This is a genomic window from Tardisphaera saccharovorans (assembly GCF_046635845.1).
Taxonomy (GTDB): Archaea; Thermoproteota; Thermoprotei_A; order Marsarchaeales; family UBA168; genus UBA168.
The window spans coordinates 1-21,466 of record NZ_JAQQXN010000004.1; the positions used below are offsets into that span (position 1 = coordinate 1).

The following is a 21,466-nucleotide window of genomic DNA, read 5'->3' on the forward strand; positions in this document are numbered from 1 at the left end:
GCTCAACGACTCGGCCATCGAGTTCAACCTAATTCACCCGTACGCTTGGTTCGCGAGCGACATAGCTGCGGGAGGATGGGGTGATCTCATCGATCCCGCCTTCGTTGATGCCCACGGAGGAGTTCAGGCCAACCAGCCCAACTCCTACATCAACACCAACGGGGCCATAGGCAGCGGCCCATACGTCATATCCTCGGTTGGCTCAGAGATGTCAAGCATAACCCTCAAGGCAAACCCCAACTACTGGGCAGCCAAGGCCTCAAACGTACCATCAGTCATAGCTCCGGCTAAGATCGAGAACGTGATCATAGAGTACGGTGCCTCTCACTCCGATAGGCTGGAAGAGTTCGACACGAATCAGGCCCAGCTCAGCTACGTCTCCATTCCCTACTTCGGCGACATATATGACGGTTACCAGTACGCGCACGAGGTGCCGTTCAGCGCCATAATAAACAACAAGGGGCTGACGCCGGGAGTTGGATACATAGCGCTTAACAACCAGGTGTTCCCGACTAACATAACGGACTTCAGGCTTGCCCTCGTCCACGCCGTGAACTATACCGACATAATCAATACCATATTGACATTCAATGGAACTGCGTACGGTGCAATGTACGTTGGCCCCATATCGCCTGGCATGCCGTTCTACGATCCAGAAAACTACAAGCCGTATTCCTATAACGTCACGCTGGCTGAGCAGTACCTAAACGAGGCCGGACAGCAGGGCGACTTCTACGTGACCTTGCCAAACGGCTCGACCCTTGGTAACTCTAACGGCAAGGCACTTCAGCCGCTCACCATATACACGCTGACGCCGGTAACCCCCACCGAGGAGACGGAGTTCGAGATAATACAGAAGGACCTATCTCAGATAGGCCTGAGCGTCTCGCTGTATCCGGTGGAGGCGTCCGTAACCGATACCTGGACTACGGCAAGCGGGACCCCAGCGCTGGTCATGCTCGGATGGTTCCCAGACTGGCCTGACTCCGTGTATCAGCAGCTCATCGTTCAGACCAGCCCAGAGTACGGCGGCTTGGCCGGAAACCTCGCTTGGATGAACAACACCCAGCTCAACACGCTTTACAACACCCTGCCGTGGGAAACCAACAAGGCTGAGCAGCAGCAGGGGGTGGCCCAAGCCTACAGCATAATCTACAACCAGGCGCCATACGTCTGGCTCCCAGAGGGATACACTTACTGGTTCCAGCAGCCGTACCTACACGGTGTTGTATACAACCCGTTCGTTGGGTATAGGTACAACACCATGTACTACTCTAACTACACCATAACATACAACGTGACAACATCGTAGGAGGTAATGAAACGCATGCAGTCTAACTTCATTTTTTTCCTCATTAGAAGAATCATCAATGCCTTGGTTACCTTGGTGCTCCTTGTGCTTCTCGTGTTCGTCATAATACACGTAATCCTTCCCACGCCGCAGGCGATGGCCAAGGTTTACATAGGAAGTCAGCACTACACAACGGCTGAGCTCAACTCCGTCATCGAAAGGTACGGGCTGAATGAGCCGCTTTACGTTCAATTCTTCAAGTACGTGATCGACGTGTTCACCGGTAACTTTGGACTTGATAGCCTATACAAGGTTCCTGAGATGCAGCTGCTCGATAAGTTCATACCAATTACTTTGGAATTTGTTCTCATAGCGATCGCGCTACAGGTGGTCATAGGAGTGTTTGCGGGTGGTTTTGCGGCCATGTACAGGGGACAGGTGCCGGACTGGATAATAAAGGTGCTTTACCTCGTAGCGTGGGCTGCCCCCGTTTTCCTCCTAGCCACCTTAATGCAGTTCGCTTTCGCCTACGACCTGAAGGTCCTTCCGGCGCTGAACATGGCGAACCCCGTTCTAGTACCTCCAAAGCCCATAACCGGATATCCACTCATTGATGCCGCCATCGAGGGCGATTGGACTTACTTTGACTCGCTGCTTACCCACATGGTTCTTCCGGTGCTTGCCATAGCCATAGCGGGCTTCGGCCTAACGACTAGGATCATGAGGAGTAGTGCGGTGGAGGTTTTCGACAAGGACTACGTGAAACTTGCGTACATGAAGGGCCTAAGCAACGGGAAGGTGCTCTTCGGAACCGTTTTCAGGAACGCACTCATACCCATAGTGACGCTGACAGCCATTCAGTTCGGCTTCGCGGTCTCTGGAGCTGTGGTCATAGAGGACGTTTTCCTGTACAAGGGCATGGGCTTCTTCCTTTACCAGTCCGTCACGAGCATGGACTACGTGGCGATAATAGCTACCACCATAATAGTGGGCATATCGGTGATAATAGCGAACTTCGCGGCCGACCTCCTTTATGCCGTGGTCGACCCGAGGGTAAAGCTGGAATGAGGTGACGAGATTGAAGACAATGGACATAATAAAGAAGGCGCTTGGCTTCAGGGGCGACGTTGATGCGCAGGCTTCAACTAACAGGAGTTCGCAGAACCTCTCGACGTTTTACTACCTTAGGCACAAGAAGGAAGCAATTGTGGGGATGACGATAATAACGGTGTTCGTGGTCTGGTCCGTAATAGAGGGTTCCCTTCAGCTCATAGGGGATTACCTGAGGAAGCCTTCACTGGGCTGGGTGCTGCTTCCTCACGATCCCATAGCCTCTCCAAATATAGCGACGAGCCTCTTGCCTCCATCGCTCAGTTACCCACTCGGCACGAACTTTGAGGGACAGGATATACTTTCGAGGCTTATGTATGCGGCTCCAAAGGACGCCATGGCCGCCTTCCTGGTAGTGGTCTCAGCGGTGATAGTGGGAGGATTGCTCGGAATTGCGGCTGGCTACTACGGCGGGTGGATAGACGAGATACTCATGAGGCTTACCGACGCGTTCCTTGCCATCCCTGGGCTCATACTGGCCATAGCGCTTAGCATACTCATAGGCCCGGGCTTTAACTCGGTGCTTATCTCGCTTACCATAATATGGTGGCCCGTTTACGCTAGGCTGTTCAGGGGGCAGACGTTGACGCTGAAGTACAGGGGATTCGTGGAGATTTCCAGGCTGTTTGGGGTCAGCGAGTTCAAAGTGTTGTTCAAGCACATCTTCATGAACGCAGTAGACCCAATAATAGCTTACATGGCCCTCGACTTCGGTACCGTTATACTCACTTACTCGACCCTTGCGTTCTTGGGAATAGGTGTTCAGCCTCCCTATCCCGAATGGGGATCGATGGCATCCAATGGTCTTAGCTTCTTCCCTAGGGCATGGTGGTACACGTTCTTCCCTAGCCTCACGATACTTCTTGTGGTGATAGGCTTCATACTCTTCGGAGACAGCTTCCAGGACGTGATATCAGGGAGGGTTGTGGATTGAACGCTCTCGAGATAAGGGACCTATCCGTTTACTATAGAACGCCACTGGGAAAAGTCAAGGTGCTTGATTCTCTGGATGCCGACTTTCCTGAGTCGAAGACGACGGGCATAGTGGGCGAGAGCGGTTCGGGTAAATCTACGCTCGGCTTCGCCATCACGCGGCTCCTGCCTCCTACCGCGGTAGTGGAGGGAAGCATCAAGTACTACGGAGACGACCTCATGAAATTGCCAGCGAAGAAAATGAGGGAGGTCAGGGGTACTGGAGTTTTCATGATAATGCAAGACCCGTTCAGCAGCCTTAACCCGGTGAAGAGGGTTGGCGATCAGTTGCTTGAGGCCTTACAGGTCAGATACGAAAGAAGGGGAGAGGGCTTCGACTACGCAACCGCTAGAAAGGAAGCCCTAAAGAGGCTCAGCGACGTGAAACTCCCGGATCCCGATCTCGTGATGAGCAAGTACCCATATCAGCTATCTGGAGGGCAGATCCAAAGGGTTGTCATAGCTATGGGTCTGCTTCTGGAGCCCAAGGTAATAATAGCCGATGAGCCAACTTCCGCTCTTGACGTAAGCATACAGGCCCAAGTCATCTCGTTGCTCAGGGAGTTGCAGGAGAGCTATGGGATGACGCTGCTCTTCATAACGCATGATTTGGCCGTTGCCACCGCGGTTTCCGATAACGTTATCATACTTTATGCCGGAAGGATAATGGAGCAGGGCAGCATGGCGGACGCCATAAGGAAGCCATTGCATCCTTACACTCAAGGATTACTTAAGAGCTTCCCATCTGGAAACTACAAGGAAGGCAAGCTTTACTCGCTAAAAGGCCTGCCCCCATCGTTCTTCGACCTGCCGTCTGGATGCAGGTTTTCCGACAGGTGCCCGTATGCCTTTGACAGGTGCTATAAAGAAGAACCGCAAGTTTATCGGGTGGAAGATAGAAATGTGAGGTGTTTCCTGTATGACAAGCGTTGAGAAAGAAGAGGCAACTGAGGAGTACATGGTACGCGCTGTGGACCTTACTAAGTACTTCCCGGCGGAGAAGGTAGGTCTGCTGGAAAGGCTAACCGGGAAGAAAGAGAGATACGTGAGGGCCGTAGATCATGTGGACATGCTGCTAAGAAAGGGGCTCACGACAGCCCTTGTAGGGGAGAGCGGATCCGGCAAAACGACCATAGGTAGAATGCTGGCTACGCTGGAAACCCCTACCTCAGGTACCGTTTACTATGGCGATCTAGTCTTGAGTAAACAAACGTTATCCCAGATACGCAAGAGAGTTCAGATCGTATTTCAAAACCCATATGAAAGCCTAGATCCTAGGATGTCGATAAAGGAGATCGTCGAAGAACCGTTGGTGAAAATAAAATCGGAAGAAAAGGAGAAGCGGGTCAAGGAGGTGCTATCGGCAGTGGGCCTTAACTACGATGACATATACTACAGAAAGGCGAGAGACCTCTCCGGAGGCCAAAGGCAAAGGGTTGCGGTGGCCCGTGCCATGGCCGCGGATCCCGAGTTCATAGTGCTTGACGAGCCCACGTCAGCGCTCGATGCAAGCGTTCAGTCCCAAGTCCTAAACCTATTGGTTGACCTTAGAGAGGAGTTTGGGTACACTTACCTGTTCATAACTCACAACATGATGGTTGCACGTTACATCTCAGACTACATATACGTTATGTACGCAGGAAAGATCGTCGAGACGGGTAAGACGGAAGAGGTGTTCGAGAATCCGCTCCATCCATACACGAAGCTTCTGCTTAAGTCGGTGCCGCACCTAGAGCCCGGAGCCAGGTTAGAACCCATGAGCGGGGAAGCACCAAGCCTGCTCAATCCTCCTTCTGGGTGTAGGTTTAACCCGCGTTGCCCCTTCGCGACCGAGAAGTGCAGGCAACAGGAGCCGCCACTAGTAGACGTGCAAGGGCACAGAGTTGCGTGCCATCTTTACGATAAGTGACTTTTCCTTTCGCGAAATCCCTTTTATGCCGCTGCGCTTTTTTCCTTTGATATGGAAAACAGGTACATGGGGGTTTCTTCCCTCAGCTGGGCGCAATACCTGATGGAGGATGTGGAAGTTACGCCCAAGAAAAGCGGCACGTTCAGCCTTTCCAGCGGCCAATCTATCACGCTGGAAGAAGGGAAGAAGACTACCATAAAGAGATGGGCGGCTCGTGAACTTGCCGAGTTTCTGGAGGTTCATGAGGAGGCGCTGTCGCCCAAAGAAGTGGCGCTCAGCGCATGGAAGGAAGAAAACGATGCCAGGAATCTGAAAAAGATAGATCCACTTTTCTACTCGAGGGCTTCAGATAGCATGACTAGAGGGGGCGAAAAGGAGCTAAGGGCATCCATAAGCGAGCTCCTGTCGGTTCGCAAGCGGAAGATCATGGAAGCGGCTGTCACGGGAAGAGATGATGCCGAGTTTTACGACTCTATGACGGCCGAGGAGCGCAAGTTCTACGATGACTTGAAAAGATGCGTTGATGGTTGGCAGGAATTCCTGGTTTTGGTTCTCTCGGGGATTTCTCCCGTTGAAGGAGGTGGCAAAGTCGGCCGAGAAGCAACAGCAAATCGACGTTGAGGAGGCATTTGGAAACTTCTTGAGGGAATTTTCTGAGCCTGATCCAAAGGACCCGCAGAAAAACGTGGAAAAGTACAGGGATCTTGTGAGGGGCGTTGTCGCCAATAAGTCGAAGAGCCTTGTGGTCGAGTTCAAGGATCTGGTGGCCTTTGATCGCTCGTTGGCATCCGTCATAACTTCAGAGTACGATGCTCACGGTGAGGAGATTGATGCGGCTGCGACGAATTTGCTGGCAGTCGAAAGCCCTGATTACGCGAGCGCATTAAGAACGCTCAAAGTCAGGTTCAGAGACCTACCTGAAAAGACACCCATGCGGCGCCTCAGAAGTGACGTGCTTGGGAAGCTCGTTGAGTTTAAGGGCGTGGTCGTAAGAGCGTCAAGGGTTTCTCCATACGTTCAGAAGGCCGTTTATCAGTGCATGAGCTGCGGGACCACCGTTGAAATAACGGAGGGAAGGCGCATGAGGCCACCGGCTGTTTGCCCCAACCCCTCATGCCCTAGCCATCAGACAGGCATAACGCGCTTCAGGTTCCTTCTGAAGGAGAGCGTTCTGGTTGACAGGCAGAGGATAAGGGTTCAAGAAGAACAAGAGGAGGTCCCACCAGGCCAGTTGCCCACGTACGTGGACGTGGAGCTCTTCGATGACGTGGTTGACGTGGCTAGACCTGGGGACAGAGTTGACATAGTTGGCGTGCTGGAGGGAGAGCCAAGCCCCACGGATCCGCAAGATCGCATATTGGACACTTACTTTGTGGCCAATTACATAGAAGTTGTAGATAAGGGTTTTGAGGAAGTCCAGATAACCGATGAGGACGTAAAGCGCATAAAAGAGCTGGCGGCACTTCCCGACGTAAAGGAGAGGATATTATCTTCTATTGCCCCTCAGATATACGGCTTAGGCTACGTTAAGGAGGCCATAGCTCTCTCAATGTTTGGTTCTCAGCCCGTTTACGCTCCCGATGGTACTAGAATAAGGGGAGATATCCACATATTGCTGATAGGCGATCCGGGTGTGGGAAAGAGCCAGCTTCTTCAGTTTGCCGCAAAGCTCGCCCCAAGGGGTATATACACTTCAGGAAAGGGAAGTAGCGCTGCTGGATTAACCGCGGCCGTGGTCAAGGACCAAAAGGGCGAATTCATGCTTGAAGCTGGGGCCATGGTCCTCGCTGACGGTGGGATAGCTTGCCTGGATGAGGTTGACAAGATGGACGAAAACGACAGGGTGGCCATACACCAAGCCATGGAGCAGCAGGTCACTTCCATAGCCAAGGCGGGCATAGTGGCCTCTTTGAACACGAGGGCCTCGGTGATAGCTGCAGCAAACCCCAAGCTTGGGCGCTACATGGATGACAGGACGGTAGGGGATAACGTGAACTTGCCGGTTACGATCCTCTCGCGTTTCGACCTTATATATATAATCAAGGACAAGCCTGACTCGCTCACGGATAAGATGCTCTCAGATCACATACTCAAGGTGCACATGGTGACCGAGCAAAAACCAGCCATACCACCTCAGCTTCTGAGGAAATACATAAGCTACGCGAGAAGGTACGTGGCCCCTACCTTAAGCGAGGAAGCTGCGAACGCGCTGCAGGAGTTCTTCCTTAAGATGAGGGAGAGAAGTGTCTCATCAGATTCTCCTGTGGCCATAACTCCGAGGCAGTTGGAAGGGCTGATAAGGCTTACGAAAGCCGAAGCCAGGCTCAGGCTTAGGGACATGGCCACCGTTGAGGATGCCCAGGAAGCCATAAACCTGACCAAGATGTACCTGAGCCAGGTCGGTATCGATCCCGAAACCGGCATGCCGGATATAGGCCCGGTGACCACTGGCATGACGCACACCCAGCAGAACAGGGCATCCCTGTTCTTGAAGACTCTTGAGGAAATGCTTGACGAAAGCAAGGGCGAGGACGTTGAGCTTGAGAAATTCAAGGAGGAATTGGCCGAAAAGGGAATGGGAGAGGCCGAGTTCGAGAGGCTTTACAGGTCTTTCCTAAGGGATGGCGAGATCTTTGAGCCGAGTCCTGGAAAGGTTAATTACGTAGGGAGGAGAAAGAAGTATGAGCGAAGGTCTCTGGGTAGAGAAGTACAGGCCAAGAAAGCTCGCCGATATGGTTGATCAGGAAGAGGTAGTAAGGCGCCTTCAGATGTTCGTGAAGGAAAAAAACATGCCGCACTGCCTTTTTGTGGGTCCTCCCGGCACAGGAAAGACTACGGCAGCGCTTTGCCTAATAAACGAGCTTTTCGGCGATTCCGTTCGCGAGAATACTCTGGAAATGAACGCGAGCGATGAAAGGGGAATAAAGGTTATACAAGACCGCGTCAAGGAGTTCGCTCGCTCGGTTTCACTCGGGGAGATCCCGTTCAAGGTCATGATACTTGATGAGGCAGATAACATGACCACCGATGCCCAGGAGGCGCTGAGGCGCACCATGGAGTTATACTCCGTGTCTTGTAGGTTCATACTCATCGGCAATTACTCGAGCAAGATAATCGAGCCTATACAGTCCCGCTGCGCAATATTCAGGTTCGGTTCGATTCCCGAGAGCGCCTTTGAGGCGCGGCTTGCAGATATAGCAAAGAAGGAGGGAAGGGAACTCGATCAGGAGGCTGCTAAGCTCATATATGATTTTGCAGAAGGCGATATGAGGAAGGGAATAAACATCCTTCAGGCGGCTGCGGTTTCAAAGAAAATAGGTGTTGAGCAAGTTAGGCAAGTCGTAGGGGCGCTTGAATCTGGAGGTGCGTCGGACGCGCTTAAGCTGGCCATAGCTGGTGAGTTCTTAAAGGCGAGGTCGAGGCTCAGAGATTGGATGGCTTCCCAAGGCCTATCTGGAGTGGACGCGGCCAGGCAAATACACGATTCGTTGATAAGGATGCAGCTTGGAGAGGAGCTAAAGGCCCAAATACTCGAAGCGCTAGGTGATGCCGAGTTCAGGATAATAGAAGGCGGAGATGATCAGATACAAATGGACGCCTTCCTCGCGAAGGTGAGTGGCCTTGCCTGGAAGAAAAGGGCCGCGACTGGGACTCGAACCCAGAAAGTCGGCTCCACAGGCCGACGTGTTGCCCTTACACCACCGCGGCCACTATAACCTTGTTTCAGGGAAAAAAGTTTATCGGTTCCGCTGATTACCGGGGAGTAACAGCTTTTCTATCTCCCCTATTATTTCATCTGGATCAAGATCCTTAAGCGAGATTATGGTGGTCTTTCCGCGCCTTCCCTTCCCGCTCTTTGCCTTGTTTATGAGGCCTATGGAAGCCAAGGAGTTCATCGTTCCCCACACGGTCGTGTGGCGTTTTGGTATCTCGTTGTAGCGGTTGCATAGAATCTTGTACATGTTTTCGGCCTCGCTTGTGGAAGTGATCTTCTCTCCCCTGACTTTTATGGCCTTAGCAACGGCCAAGAGGAACAGCTTTTCGTGCTTGGATATGTTGTTCAGCGTGTTGTGATAGGCCACGTTTGCGGTTGATATCACGTTTTCCGCAAAGCCAAGGTCGACCCTTTCGATCCTGGCCCTTTCGGCTTGTCTGAATATCTCTCCAAGCAGCGTTATGGCTTTTTTCAAGTTTCCAGCCCCGTACTCAGCGACTTTGTCGAGAATGGCATCGTCATATGATCCCGGCCTCACTCCCTGCTCGCACCTATGCGCGAGTATTTTGACGGTTTCCTCGCGAGTGTAAGGTGGAAGCTGGAGCGACATCATGTAGTCTGCGTCCTTCAGAAGAGGGGCCCTACTATTGATTATCATGTTGAAGCTCGCCCCAGGACCATCCGAGGGACCAAAGATGTCCTCTATTAGATCGTTGAAGTCACGCGATTTGGCCAGCGGTGCGCTGAAAAAGGCCTCGCCGTGTTCCACGTGGATCAGGACTTGCGAGTTGGTTTCTGCTAGGTACCTTATGAGCTCGGCCTGCATGTTCCTTCTTGAGGCGAGCCGGTTACCACCGAACACAATCACCTGCCCGTAAATGTCTTTTATTATGGAATACGGGCTCCTATCGTTTGCTAGGTCGATGTTGGCGGTTATAACGCGTCTGTTTCCCTCCACTTTTGACCTTACGTTCAGGTGCCTGCTGAAGAGGACCGATAGCGCGGTCTTTCCAACGCCGGCCGAGCCCGTGAGAAGCAGCCTGAAAGAGCGCTGGTAGTCGTCCTCCTCTCTCGACTTCCACGTCTTTACAAGCCGACCAAGGTAATCCTCCCTTCCCAGCAGCCTGAGAGGTACATATGACTGATCGAATACCTCCGGCCTTATCAGTATGTTACCGCCGACTTGCGTGCCGGCGTATTCTTCGACATGGACACCTTCATCAGAGGAAGTTTGGGAGGCCACAGACTAACCTGCTGCTTCGCCATTAAATTTTATCCCCCGAAAGTATAACCGTTGCTCTCATGGAGATAGACCTGAAAGTTGCAGCTCCATCCGCAATGGTGGTATTTCCGGAGGGGACGACCGCGCGTTTAATAAGTTTTCGGAGCCTATGGTGAAAGTATGCTAGAAATCCATATAGCTGTGGAAGATCATCTCTTGTGGTAGAAGGGCTTCATCCTTTAGTTGAAAAGCTTTTCAGGGAGAGGTTTGGCCAGTTTACTCCCCCTCAGCTCGCTGCCATGCCTAAGATATTGGCTGGCGAGAACGTTTTGCTCATAGCCCCAACTGGAAGCGGCAAGACCGAGGCAGCTCTCATACCTGTCCTCTCGGGCATCGTTGGCATGGGAAGAGGAAAGAAAGGGATCAAGGCGCTTTACATAACCCCTTTGAGGGCGCTCAACAGGGACATGCTGGAGAGGATATCCTGGTGGTCTGCGAGGCTTGACATAAGGGTCGCCGTGAGGCATGGAGACACGTCACAGGCGGACAGAAAGCGTATAGAGAGAGAACCCCCAGATCTCCTCATAACCACGCCCGAGACCCTTCAGGCCATACTCACAGGTAAGGTTCTGATGGCGGCCATGGCATCCCTCAGGTGGGTTGTGGTTGACGAGGTCCACGAGCTTGCTTCCTCGAAACGCGGGGCTCAGCTGGCGGTTGCGCTCGAGAGGCTTAGGGCGGCCGTTGGGGACTTCCAAGTCATAGGGCTTTCCGCTACAGTTGGTACCCCTGAAGAGGTTGGTAAGTACGTTTTTTCAAGGAATATTGATGTGATAACATGGGCTTACGATCGCGAGAGGGATTATCGCGTTACGTATTACGACGGGCTTGAGGCAGCAAGCAAGCGCATGAAGAGGATACGCGAGGCGGTAAAGGATCATAGAGTTATCGTGTTTGTAAATAGTAGGACGATTGCGGAGGAGCTCGGGTACGGGCTTAGTGATGTCGTAGGTCTTGCCGTGCACCATGGCTCGCTTTCGCGTATAGAGAGGGAAGATACCGAGAGGGCGTTCAAGAGTGGTTCGCTTAGGGCTGTTGTTGCCACATCAACGCTTGAGCTTGGGATAGACGTGGGAGAAGTTGACTACGTGATTCAGTACATGTCTCCAAGGCGTGTTATCGATCTGATTCAGCGCATGGGAAGGGGTGGACACAGGCTTGGGACGGCCTCGAAGGGGGAGATCATCGCGGTTTCTGTTGAAGACGCGCTTGAGTCGCTTTCTTGTATATCGCTTATGTCGAAGGGCTATTTGGAACCTCCTGTTTTGCCTCGGGGGCCGCTGGATGTCGCTGCTCACCAGTTGCTCGGCATAGCGCTTGATCGCGGAGGAACGTCAGAAAAGGACTACGCGTTTGGCCTTCTTCTTCGCACGGGTCCTTTTAGGGAACTGCCACACGACAGGTTCGAAGAGCTGCTGAAGTTCATGGAAAAGATGAGGCTGGTAAGGCTTGACGAGAAGGCTTACACCGTAACTGGAAGGGGTAGGATAAACTACCTGAAGAACCTTTCCATGATAAATGACGAGAAACTCTATTCGGTCATTGACGTGTCGACTGGAAAGAGGATAGCTTCCGTTGGGATGGAGTTTGTTGTGACGCGCATGTACGTTGGCATGGATATAATACTGAAGGGAAGAGCTTGGAGGATATTGAGAGGGCCGCTCAACGATGATGACCGGATAATGGTTGAGCCATCGTCGGGTCAGGCGGCAGTTCCCGGATGGGATGGGGAGATGGCACCTGTGTCAAAGGAGGTGGCAGCGGAGGCGCTGAGGCTCAGGAAGGAGATTAGCGCGAGCTCTGGAGTTCCTGAGTCGTTGCGCCGCTCCCTTAACGAGGAAAACGAGGCAATGAGTTCTATGGGAATGGAACTACCAGATTTCTTCGTCCTGGTTTTGGAGGCATGGCAAAATTATCTGATAGTTCATTACCCGCTTGGGGACATGGGTGCGAGGGCTCTGGGTTTTTACTTGGAGTCGGTACTGGGGAAGTACGTTAGATATTGGTGGTCTAATGCCTACAGGGTGGTCTTAGAGCTGGCTGTCCAAGGAGAAGAACTGATGGAGGACGCGGCTGAGGCGCTGAAAGCTGGCGAAGATGAAGGCGAGCGCGTGCTCATGAGTTACTTTAAGGTGAGGTTTCCCTTTGCGTATCAGATGAAGTTCATCGCTGAAAGGTTTGGAGCGCTTGAGAAGAGAACCCCTCGCGAAAATCAGGTGTCGATGTTTCCTGCGATCTACGCAGGAACGCCAATATATGATGAAGCCTTGAGGGAAGGGTTGGAAACGAGGATTTCTGTATCGGATTTCAAGCAGTTAATGAGGGCTATCAGAAGGGGTACCGTTAGGGTGAGCATTAAGAGAGGAGAGGCGCTTAGCCCGTTGGCGTCTGCTTCGGTTCGCGCTATATCGCTTTCGGAGCTTCCCTCAGCGGGGACTCCGATTAGCGTGTTCAAGGCGTCTCTTGACGCTACTCAGATGGCATTGGTATGTCTTGGATGCGGACGCAAGGTGTTGGAATGCAAGGTAGGGGAGTACAGGCCAACCACGTGCCCTAGTTGCGGGTCGCCGTTTCTTGCACCTGTTTTTGGATCAACGAGGCTTGAAATGGCCACAGCGATCTCGTCCAAGAGGGCGAGGGGTGAAAAGCTCAGCGAAGATGAATCAAGGGCTTTTGCGGAACTTAAGAGGGCAGCCGATATACTCGTTATATATGGGATTAGGGGTGCTAGGGCGTTATCGGTGTATGGGATAGGGCCTGAGACGGCTTCAAGGATACTCTCTAGGTTACCAGATGAGGAGACCTTTTTGAAAAGCCTTATGGACGCTAGGCAGAAGTACCTGGAGACGAAGCCATATTGGTAGAAGGGCTTCATCCTTTAGTTGAAAAGCTTTTCAGGGAGAGGTTTGGCCAGTTTACTCCCCCTCAGCTCGCTGCCATGCCTAAGATATTGGCTGGCGAGAACGTTTTGCTCATAGCCCCAACTGGAAGCGGCAAGACCGAGGCAGCTCTCATACCTGTCCTCTCGGGCATCGTTGGCATGGGAAGAGGAAAGAAAGGGATCAAGGCGCTTTACATAACCCCTTTGAGGGCGCTCAACAGGGACATGCTGGAGAGGATATCCTGGTGGTCTGCGAGGCTTGACATAAGGGTCGCCGTGAGGCATGGAGACACGTCACAGGCGGACAGAAAGCGTATAGAGAGAGAACCCCCAGATCTCCTCATAACCACGCCCGAGACCCTTCAGGCCATACTCACAGGTAAGGTTCTGATGGCGGCCATGGCATCCCTCAGGTGGGTTGTGGTTGACGAGGTCCACGAGCTTGCTTCCTCGAAACGCGGGGCTCAGCTGGCGGTTGCGCTCGAGAGGCTTAGGGCGGCCGTTGGGGACTTCCAAGTCATAGGGCTTTCCGCTACAGTTGGTACCCCTGAAGAGGTTGGTAAGTACTTAGTCGGCTCTCGCCAAATAAGCGTGATAAGGGCGGATACCGATAAAAGATACGACATAAAAGTGGCTTATCCCATACCTGGCCCCGAAGACGAGGAACTCGCGTCGAAACTCTTTACCCTTCCAGACGTAGCGGCACGGCTTAGGTTTATGAGAGAGATCATGGAAACTGCTTCAACGGTCCTTCTATTTACCAACACGAGGTCGGTTGCTGAAACGCTCACAAACAGGTTTCGCATGTGGGATCAGGCGCTTCCAATAGGCGTCCACCACGGTTCTCTTGCAAGGTCGTCAAGGCTGGGCGTGGAAAAAGCCATGAAGGAGGGAAGCCTTCGTGGCATAATATGCACATCATCGCTTGAGCTTGGAATTGACGTTGGTTCGGTTGACCTAGTCATACAATACAACAGCCCGAGGCAGGTTACGAGGCTAGTTCAAAGGGTTGGGAGGGCAGGCCACTCCCTCGGAGCGGTATCTCGTGGGTACGTCGTAACAATGGATGAGGACGATACACTTGAAGCGGTCGTCATAACAAGAAGGCTCATGCATGGGGAACTTGAGCCAGTTAGGGTGCTTGACGCCCCTTTGGACGTCCTGATGCATCAGCTTGCCGGATTGCTCATATGGAGGAGGAAGTGGAAGATTAAGGACGTGCTAGACTTTCTGAGAGCGAGTTATCCCTTCAAAGACCTAAAAGAGGAGGATCTGAGGGCGGTTGTAGACTACATGAGCACGAGGCGCCCACGCTTGGCATATTACTCAAGCTCGGATGACAGCGTGGTTAAGCCGGCTAATAGAAGCGCTTTCTACTCCTATTATTTTGACAACCTCTCCATGATACCAGAGGAGAAGCAGTATCTAGTAGTTGATGAAAGCGGGGGGAAGGAGGAGCCCGTGGGCGTCCTCGACGAGGCATTTGTAGGAGAGAACGGCGTGCCTGGCGTGAAGTTTGTCGAGGTGGGGTCGGTTTGGGAGATAACGCAGGTTTATAACGATAAAGTATACGTTAAGAAGGCAAGCGATCCCCTTGGGGCAATCCCAAGCTGGGAGGGCGAGGAAATACCCGTTCCCCAGGAGATAGCGCAGGAAGTGGGGTCCGTCAGGAGGGCAGTTGAAGAGGGGATCAAGAACGGTAAGAAGCTTGAGGTGATAGTCGATGAGCTGTCGCGGATCTATCCCTACGCCGAAAAGGATGTCCTGATAAGGGCCGTTTCGGACGTGGTAGATCAGGTCGCCCAGGGATTGCCAGTTGCTACCGACAGGCGGGTACTCGTGGAGGTCTGGAAGGACTACGCGGTGATTCATACTCACGCGGGTCTTTTGGAGAATCGCTGCTTAGCGAGGGGGTTTGCATACCTGTTCTCCAAGAGGACTGGGTTAACTGTCCAGGTAGCACAAGACGCTTACAGGTGGGCCATAAGGGCGCCCGAAGGAGCGTTGGAGCCTGAGGAAACGTTGAAAATGTGCAAGGACGTAATACGCGACTTGGCTGGGCTTGAAAAAGCTCCTTTCATGGACCTAGCAAAGGATGCGCTTGCGTCTACAGGCCTATATAAGAGGAGACTGGTTAACGCTGGGAGAAAGATGGCGGCCATAGCGAAGGACGCCGACCTGAGCTCCGTTGGTTTGGACGAGATAGTTGCTCAGCTCAAGGGAACCGTCGTGGACGTTCAGGCCACGAGGGATGTGTTTACCTTTGACGTCAGCGTTGACGGAGCGCTGGATTTCCTGAAAGGCGTTAAAGACGGCGAGAGGGAGGTTGTAGGTGTTATCGTGAGCGAGCCCACGCGGCAGGGTCTCAACTTTCTTGAGCAGGGGATGAGGAAGGAGGACGTGGTTGCCCCGGAAAGGCTCAAGAGATTGCTGGAAGCAAGCGTGCGCCAAAGGCTCAACTTTGAGCCCGTAACCCTTGCGTGCACTTCTTGTGGTCAGTACGTAGAGACCAAAGCGGTTGCTGATCTGCCCGAATTTCCCTCCTGCCCCTATTGCGGCTCAAAAAGGATCGGAGTGAGCAAGGCCGGGGAGGACGCCGTCTGGAAGGCCATAACGGGTGCAGGCGAACGCAGGGTTTACGCGGAATTGAGAGCAAGTGCAGACCTAGTGGAAAAATACGGTAAGAAAGCGGTGATGGTTTTGGCAGGAAAAGGCGTTGGCGCAGCCGAGGCACAGAAGATCCTATCTTCAGCACAAACCGAGGAAGAGATCGTTAGAGGTGTTATGGAGGCTGAGAGGGATTCTCTGAAGAGGCGGTTCTTGGCGCAGAGGAGATAATCCTTCTAGCAAGCTCTGCTAAATCTATCTCTGCTTTGGTTCTCCATCCAATCTCGTAAGCTCCGCCCTTTCCCAGCTCCAGGTAACCCTCTTCTAGAAATCCCGTTAACAGGGACCTGGCTCTACGTTTAGGAAACTTGCTCTCAAGAAAGGATTCAACTTCGGCAGGAGGTGCTCTGCCCCCGTGGGCCGTTAGGAAAGCCAAAGCCATGGCCAAACCCGCGAGCGAGTCAATCCTCATCCATCCGAGGCTTGGCTCAAGCTCGAGAGGGGGATTTCCCTTGATTGTTACGAGGAAGCGAGGCTTTCCCTCATGTTCTACTTCCTTCACTGTGAGCCCCAGCGAGTCCAGTTTTTCGTCAAGGGCCTTTAACACTGCCCTATAATCTGATCCGATAACCCTCCTTAATTCCCACTCTCCGATGCCCGGGTTCCTATGCCTTCTTAGGAACAGCAGTTGAGATGCCCTCTTAATTTTTTCCTCGAGCTTTGCCTTATCTTCGCTCAACTGGCAACTCCTCCAAGGCGATCACTACCGAAGCGTTCGTCTTAGCACGACGTTCCGATGGCTTGATAGTTATTTTTCCAGATATGGGATCGATGTTGAGAAGTACTCTCCCATCTGTTATGGCAAATGAAAGCAGGTAAGCCCTTTCAACGGGATCACCTTTCTTTATGAAGCTGACGTAGTCTGTTTCTCCATTTTTCGCTGTAGCTTTGAGCTCGTTGATTATAGCGTCGATTCTTGGGCCAAATTCGTCCCCTTTTTTGACCTCAGCCTTAGATAGAGGCGTGTTGGAGCGTTTGGACCAGCTAATCCTCTTTCTGATTGGGCTCCAGGCGCTTGATGCGATAAGTACGTCAATTGTGACCTGAAGTATGTCGACTGATGGTGAAATCGATTGCCATAGCGCCCTCGCTAGCGCCTCTACATTTGAGCGATCAACGGACTTCTCGAGCATGAAAGGGTTTAAAACAGATGAGGTAGCCATGAACTCTACCTCTCTTCCTTGCGCGCCAACTATCCCTGAGAGCGCGTCTACGGCCTTGGCATCTTCTATGAGGTCTTCGTCATCTGGAGTTGGCCCAAGCTCTTCCCTTAGCGCTTGAGCTGATGCTTTGACGTCCCACGAGAAGGGGCTTGCCTCTCCGGCTTCTACCCTCTTGAAAGCGTCTACAACCCTATCTCTCATGGTCGTTGTGGGCAAGTCAGGCTGCCTCCATAACGTTAGACTTCCCCTCAACTTTTTGGACCAATAGGACGTGAACGGTCCCCGGCAGTGGCGGCAGGGGACCAGGAGTTATATATATGTATTCAACGTCTCCTTTTTTTGACAGCTCCTCCATGAGCACTCTAGATATGGCTTCCTTGTTAGCGGGGTCCATGTGGACGTCGAACTCGTCAACAGCCCTTATGGGTGATAGCACGTGCTGCTGTAATGATATTAAAAAAGCCATGATTGTGACGCTTCTCTCTCCACCACTGTGTGTTAAAGGGTCAAGCCTCACCGGGTTTGTACCTCTAAAACCCGCGTAGAGCTCGAGCCCTGCTTCGTTGGGATCGCCCCCCTCCTTGTAGCCTACCAGCTTTAGGTAGCCTGCCCCGCCCACGCTTGACAGTACCCGCTTGTATCCATCGCCCACTGCGTCGATCAGTTTCCTTAGGTTCTCCATCCAGAGCTTCTCCCTGTAAGCGACTTCCTGCATAAGCGATTTTCTGTTTTCCTCTACCAGCTTGGCCTTCTCTACTAGATCGGAAAGCTCTTTGCTCATTTTGTTGTAAGTTTCTTCGGTGGCATCATTAACATCATTAAGAGTGGCGATAACGGCCTTTAGCTCCTGCTGTTCCTTTATCACATCGCTTTCCTCTCTGAGCTGTGCGGGCCTTTGGTATCCGGCCACTTGGGCTTCGAGCTCTTCCGCTTCCGCTTCCAACTTCAAAAGCCTAGATTTTACCTCTGATATGGTTTCCTTGACCTGTCTCATCATTTCGGTCTTTCTGCCTTCGTCGTAGGCTATCGATATGGCTTTCTCCAGAAGGTCCCTAAATTCTGTCTCATTTGGCTTCAGGCCCCTTATGTCTTCTAACGCCTTTTCCAAACCCTCCCTTTCCTGCTCTAGCTTGCCCAGTTGTTGCTGGAGTAGGTCAAGCCTTTGCTTCTGAGATTTGATCGTGTTTTGTTCTTCTTCTAGCCTTACCCAGGCGAGCTCTCCTTCAAGCTGTGCGAGCCTCTTTGATAGTTCCAGCTTTCTTTGATACTTCTCATGAAGGGCTGCCCAGTACGCGAGGTTCTGCTTACCGCTTTCTATTTCCTCAGGTGTTGGCCCCTTTATGCTCTCCAATCTCTTTTTCGCTTCCATGAGGCTCTGGCGAAGAGGATATATGCCGACAGCGTCCTCGAATAAGGTCAGTATCTCCTGTGGTGAAAACGCGCTGAAGTTCTCTATCATGTTTTGATGCATTATTATTAGGCTGTCATTTGGGTTTATGCCAAACCTTCCTAGGATCGAGGAAAGTTGAAGCTTGCTTACTTCCCTTCCCTCAGCCTCAAACCAGTTAGTGCCATCTGCCTTTATGTACCTCGAAACTATGTAGTCGTCAGCCCTTCCGCTTGGCACTGGCCGCCTCCCGTTCTTAGGCGAGTTGTCGAAAACGATGCTCACTCTCGCCGCTGATGCGCCCCTGCGTATGAGGTCGGCGAGCTTTTTTGATCTTTCGGTATAGGTTTGTCCTAGCGCGACCGAGATCCCAATTAGGATTGACGACTTCCCAGAACCGTTCGGGCCGGTTATGACGTTGAGACCTGGCCTAAGCGGTATCCTAGCGTACTCATATGACATGAAGTCCTCAAGTATTACCTCTTTCACGAGGATGTGCGGGGCTTCCTTGTTGGCCTGCAACTCATGTGAGAGTGGTTTGACCGATTTAACCCTATCGGGGGCTAAGGGTAGGCGATTTCTAGGAAAATCCAAGTAATGAGAAAAATAAGTCCAAGAAATAGGCAGGATCACGCCTCTGCGATAGCGTGCTGAGGGTCTATCTGCGTTGCGCCAGTAGGGCAGGCATTGCTGTGAACGGAGAAGCCCGCTTGTAAGGGCAGGGTATTTTCCTGCATCATTTGCTTGAACTTGGCGGTGTTCTTTTTCGGTCCTCTTTAATTCAAATAAAAGATTCCTCATTTGATACAAAAAAGGTTAAAAGGATGATTGCGGCTAAAACGCGGTGATAACTTACGTCTACGACGCTCATTAGCGAAGAAGACATGAAAACCTTGGAAAACATATTCAAGGAGAAACTCAAGGGTCCAGTTGTACTGATGGTATTCGTTAAGGATAACGATTGTGAGTATTGCGGCGAGGAGGCCGAGCTGGCCAAGGAGCTTTCCAATGCCAGCCCCCAAATAAAGGTCGAGGTTGTTAACGTTGACCATGACCAGAAGACCGCAGCGAAGTTTGGGGTCGATAAGGCTCCTGCCGTGATCATACTTGGCGATGGGTACAAGGATTATCACGTTCGTTATTTCGGACTTCCCGCTGGTCATGAGTTTTCAGCTTTTATAGATGATATAATCGACGTTTCCAGCGGCAAGTCCAGGCTGAGCCCGGCCGGAAAAGCCAGGGTGAAGGCTATAGATAAGCCAGTGCACATAGAGGTTTACGTGACGCCGACTTGCCCGTACTGCCCCAGGGCTGTGAGAATGGCACATCAAATGGCCATAGAAAACCCCCTCATAACATCTGACATGGTGGAGGCCATGGAGTTTCCCGACTTAGCCGACAAGTACGGCGTGATGTCCGTTCCAAAGATGATAGTCAACGAGAACTACCACTTCGTTGGAGCTCTTCCTGAGCCTCAGTTTATAGAGCAAATCGAGCTAGCGCTCAAAGGCGCCCCTCCTCCCGAGGACGAGTAAGGAGGGCAACTGACTTACCTTTCCGAGATACGTTCCATCTAGCATGAATACCTCGGCTTCATCTATCTGAAGTGCTTTTTCCTTTATGAGAGGGCCGAGCCCGTAATCCGTGCCGTTAAATGGGTTCAGTGGTCTTCCCCTCAAAAATGGGTTGAAAGCGGGCATTGAGATGACGGTTGGATCGTTCGGAGTTTCTCCGAAAAGCTCTTGGAACTTCCTCATAGGATCGTCGAACTGAATGGAGGAAAATTGGAGGAAAGAGCTCACCATTTGTTCCCTGTTGACCTTTGACACTACCCAGACGGGTGCCCTTGCCCTAGCGCCGAGCTGGTCTTTTAGTTCCACTGCCCAGTGGTTATGCCCTATTACCAAGAAGTCCGCTGAGAAGAGGTCCGGAGCGGGCCAAGCATGGCCGTGAAATAGCCCTATCCTGGATCCATCCTCAACCTTTATGATCATTCCCCTTGGAGAGTGAAAGTTCACGCCCGATGGAAGCATGAGTTCTAGCCCTCCATCGTGGTTTCCCGGTATGACGTCAACGGAAAATCCTTCTGATAATAGGCTATCGAAGAACGTTGGCACGTCCTGCCACTCTTCTGCATAGCTCTTTGCCTCGCTCGCCTTAACGTCGCCGACAAATATTAGTCTTGAGGCTTTTTGGTCCTTTGCAACCGATAAAACAGACCTTAGAAGGTTTTGCGTCTGAGGGGGCACGGTAACCCCCTTCTCAGCGAGCTGGCTTTCAAATCCTATGTGGAGATCAGATATTACGATGGCCTTTTCGCGCCCTTCAAGGCGCAAGCCAAGTGCTGGTTTATCCTTGACCGGATATATCGGCGCCTGCAACTTGCTCTCCCAACGACGGGATGACTTCGTCCTCCACGTAGTCGAAGAACTTGTCTACCTCCTTAAGGCTAAAAGCCACAACGACACCATTTCTGCCGAGCCCGACAATTTGCCCATAGCGCTTTGAACGAGCTACCGTGTACCATATGCCGCCGCTCTTGTAATAGTTTTCGTATAGAGCCGATTCGGAGAGGGATTCCCCATAAAGGGAGAGTTTGTCTACGGATTGTATCCCATCGAAGAACGTCACGACTTGGTCTTCGGTCTTCTGAGCTATCATTGATGCCATTAACCTTGGTGGGACTGACATCGGAACCACGTTCTTTTCCACAAAGATTATGTCGTTGATCTTTTTTGCTATGGCGTTAGCTCTCCACTTTTTCGCGACGACCGTTAAGTACATCCTAGATGAGTACGGAGTAAAAAGAAACGGCGCTTCGTAAGTTTTCGGTACTTTAATGACTTGGCCGTGTTGGTTTACGTCTATTACAGAATCATAAGATATCACACCGGTCAGGCTTGCTCCCCTTCTTGAGAGCGCCTTTACCTCGGTGACGAACTTGAAGTCCTGAGGAGCGCCTGGCGGTGGTTCTTGGGATACACGGTATCCACTGAGCCGCCTGGCTATCTCGTCTATGGGCATCGGTTTGATGATAAGGAACAGCTTACCAGAGACTACCATACTATAAGCTTGGCATGATATAATAG

The 21,466-nt window shown here is 52.0% G+C and carries 16 protein-coding genes, 1 tRNA gene and 1 pseudogene; 11 read left to right on the forward strand and 7 right to left on the reverse strand.

Going from position 1 to position 21,466, the window contains the following annotated elements; translation table 11 throughout:
* The 8 genes and pseudogenes from PRZ02_RS06270 to PRZ02_RS06305 all read left to right on the forward strand — a co-directional run.
* On the forward strand, positions 1-1,312 hold a 1,312-nt coding region (locus tag PRZ02_RS06270), incomplete at its 5' end, for an ABC transporter substrate-binding protein (RefSeq protein ID WP_449464982.1).
* Between the two features lie 15 nt (positions 1,313-1,327).
* The gene (locus tag PRZ02_RS06275) at positions 1,328-2,359 is read left to right on the forward strand and encodes an ABC transporter permease (protein ID WP_449464983.1); all 1,032 of its coding nucleotides are present in this window, start codon (positions 1,328-1,330) and stop codon (positions 2,357-2,359) included.
* A 19-nt stretch (positions 2,360-2,378) separates the two neighbouring features.
* Positions 2,379-3,335, forward strand: a complete 957-nt coding sequence (locus PRZ02_RS06280) for an ABC transporter permease (RefSeq protein ID WP_449465034.1) — start codon at positions 2,379-2,381, stop codon at positions 3,333-3,335.
* On the forward strand, positions 3,332-4,306 hold the full coding sequence (locus PRZ02_RS06285; RefSeq protein WP_449464984.1) for an ABC transporter ATP-binding protein: 975 nt from the start codon (positions 3,332-3,334) through the stop codon (positions 4,304-4,306). The genes PRZ02_RS06280 and PRZ02_RS06285 overlap by 4 nt, the downstream gene beginning before the upstream one ends.
* Complete coding sequence (locus PRZ02_RS06290; RefSeq protein WP_449464985.1) at positions 4,293-5,282, forward strand: oligopeptide/dipeptide ABC transporter ATP-binding protein; 990 nt, start codon at positions 4,293-4,295, stop codon at positions 5,280-5,282. The genes PRZ02_RS06285 and PRZ02_RS06290 overlap by 14 nt, the downstream gene beginning before the upstream one ends.
* A gap of 51 nt (positions 5,283-5,333) precedes the next feature.
* Positions 5,334-5,903, forward strand: coding sequence for a hypothetical protein (locus PRZ02_RS06295; RefSeq protein ID WP_449464986.1), 570 nt, complete (start codon positions 5,334-5,336; stop codon positions 5,901-5,903).
* Entirely contained in the window at positions 5,863-8,022 is a 2,160-nt protein-coding gene (locus PRZ02_RS06300; RefSeq protein ID WP_449465035.1) for a minichromosome maintenance protein MCM, read from the forward strand. The genes PRZ02_RS06295 and PRZ02_RS06300 overlap by 41 nt, the downstream gene beginning before the upstream one ends.
* Positions 7,964-8,920 (forward strand): annotated as a pseudogene (locus PRZ02_RS06305) (replication factor C small subunit); the annotation flags it as partial. The gene PRZ02_RS06300 and the pseudogene PRZ02_RS06305, both read left to right, overlap by 59 nt.
* Here the strand turns inward: PRZ02_RS06305 and PRZ02_RS06310 are convergent.
* A tRNA-His gene (locus PRZ02_RS06310) sits at positions 8,920-8,990 on the reverse strand. The pseudogene PRZ02_RS06305 and the gene PRZ02_RS06310 sit on opposite strands and share 1 nt — an antisense overlap.
* Before the next feature lie 29 nt (positions 8,991-9,019).
* Entirely contained in the window at positions 9,020-10,240 is a 1,221-nt protein-coding gene (locus tag PRZ02_RS06315; RefSeq protein WP_449464987.1) for a Cdc6/Cdc18 family protein, read from the reverse strand.
* Positions 10,241-10,437: 197 nt separating this feature from the next.
* Between PRZ02_RS06315 and PRZ02_RS06320 the strand changes: the two genes are divergently transcribed.
* Together PRZ02_RS06320 and PRZ02_RS06325 are read left to right on the forward strand one after the other, a co-directional pair.
* Positions 10,438-13,143 (forward strand): DEAD/DEAH box helicase, encoded by a 2,706-nt coding sequence (locus tag PRZ02_RS06320; protein ID WP_449464988.1) that lies wholly within the window; start codon positions 10,438-10,440, stop codon positions 13,141-13,143.
* Positions 13,137-15,998 (forward strand): DEAD/DEAH box helicase, encoded by a 2,862-nt coding sequence (locus PRZ02_RS06325; protein ID WP_449464989.1) that lies wholly within the window; start codon positions 13,137-13,139, stop codon positions 15,996-15,998. Before PRZ02_RS06320 ends, PRZ02_RS06325 begins: the two co-directional genes overlap by 7 nt.
* On the opposite strand, the gene PRZ02_RS06330 is transcribed toward PRZ02_RS06325, so the two are convergent.
* The 3 genes from PRZ02_RS06330 to PRZ02_RS06340 are packed head-to-tail and all read right to left on the reverse strand — an operon-like array spanning position 15,943 to position 18,899.
* Positions 15,943-16,506: a hypothetical protein gene (locus PRZ02_RS06330; protein ID WP_449464990.1), complete on the reverse strand. Its 564-nt coding sequence runs from the start codon at positions 16,504-16,506 to the stop codon at positions 15,943-15,945. The genes PRZ02_RS06325 and PRZ02_RS06330 overlap by 56 nt on opposite strands.
* Complete coding sequence (locus PRZ02_RS06335) at positions 16,493-17,206, reverse strand: hypothetical protein (RefSeq protein ID WP_449464991.1); 714 nt, start codon at positions 17,204-17,206, stop codon at positions 16,493-16,495. The genes PRZ02_RS06330 and PRZ02_RS06335 overlap by 14 nt, the downstream gene beginning before the upstream one ends.
* A gap of 1 nt (position 17,207) precedes the next feature.
* Entirely contained in the window at positions 17,208-18,899 is a 1,692-nt protein-coding gene (locus PRZ02_RS06340) for an AAA family ATPase (RefSeq protein WP_449464992.1), read from the reverse strand.
* Positions 18,900-19,261: 362 nt separating this feature from the next.
* Between PRZ02_RS06340 and pdo the strand changes: the two genes are divergently transcribed.
* A complete protein-coding gene (gene pdo / locus PRZ02_RS06345) occupies positions 19,262-19,912 on the forward strand; it encodes a protein disulfide oxidoreductase (protein WP_449464993.1) in 651 nt (216 codons plus the stop codon).
* On the opposite strand, the gene PRZ02_RS06350 is transcribed toward pdo, so the two are convergent.
* On the reverse strand, positions 19,874-20,758 hold the full coding sequence (locus PRZ02_RS06350; protein WP_449464995.1) for a metallophosphoesterase: 885 nt from the start codon (positions 20,756-20,758) through the stop codon (positions 19,874-19,876). The genes pdo and PRZ02_RS06350 overlap by 39 nt on opposite strands.
* A complete protein-coding gene (locus PRZ02_RS06355; RefSeq protein WP_449464996.1) occupies positions 20,727-21,440 on the reverse strand; it encodes a hypothetical protein in 714 nt (237 codons plus the stop codon). The genes PRZ02_RS06350 and PRZ02_RS06355 overlap by 32 nt, the downstream gene beginning before the upstream one ends.
* Positions 21,441-21,466 lie beyond the last annotated feature (26 nt).

Bases quoted from the DNA above. Each gene is read 5' to 3' on its own strand.
- PRZ02_RS06355 (WP_449464996.1), bottom strand. From the start codon at position 21,440: ATGGTAGTCTCTGGTAAGCTGTTCCTTATCATCAAACCGATGCCCATA.
- pdo (WP_449464993.1), top strand. From the start codon at position 19,262: ATGAAAACCTTGGAAAACATATTCAAGGAGAAACTCAAGGGTCCAGTT.
- PRZ02_RS06275 (WP_449464983.1), top strand. From the start codon at position 1,328: ATGCAGTCTAACTTCATTTTTTTCCTCATTAGAAGAATCATCAATGCC.
- PRZ02_RS06280 (WP_449465034.1), top strand. From the start codon at position 2,379: ATGGACATAATAAAGAAGGCGCTTGGCTTCAGGGGCGACGTTGATGCG.
- PRZ02_RS06290 (WP_449464985.1), top strand. From the start codon at position 4,293: ATGACAAGCGTTGAGAAAGAAGAGGCAACTGAGGAGTACATGGTACGC.
- PRZ02_RS06295 (WP_449464986.1), top strand. From the start codon at position 5,334: ATGGAAAACAGGTACATGGGGGTTTCTTCCCTCAGCTGGGCGCAATAC.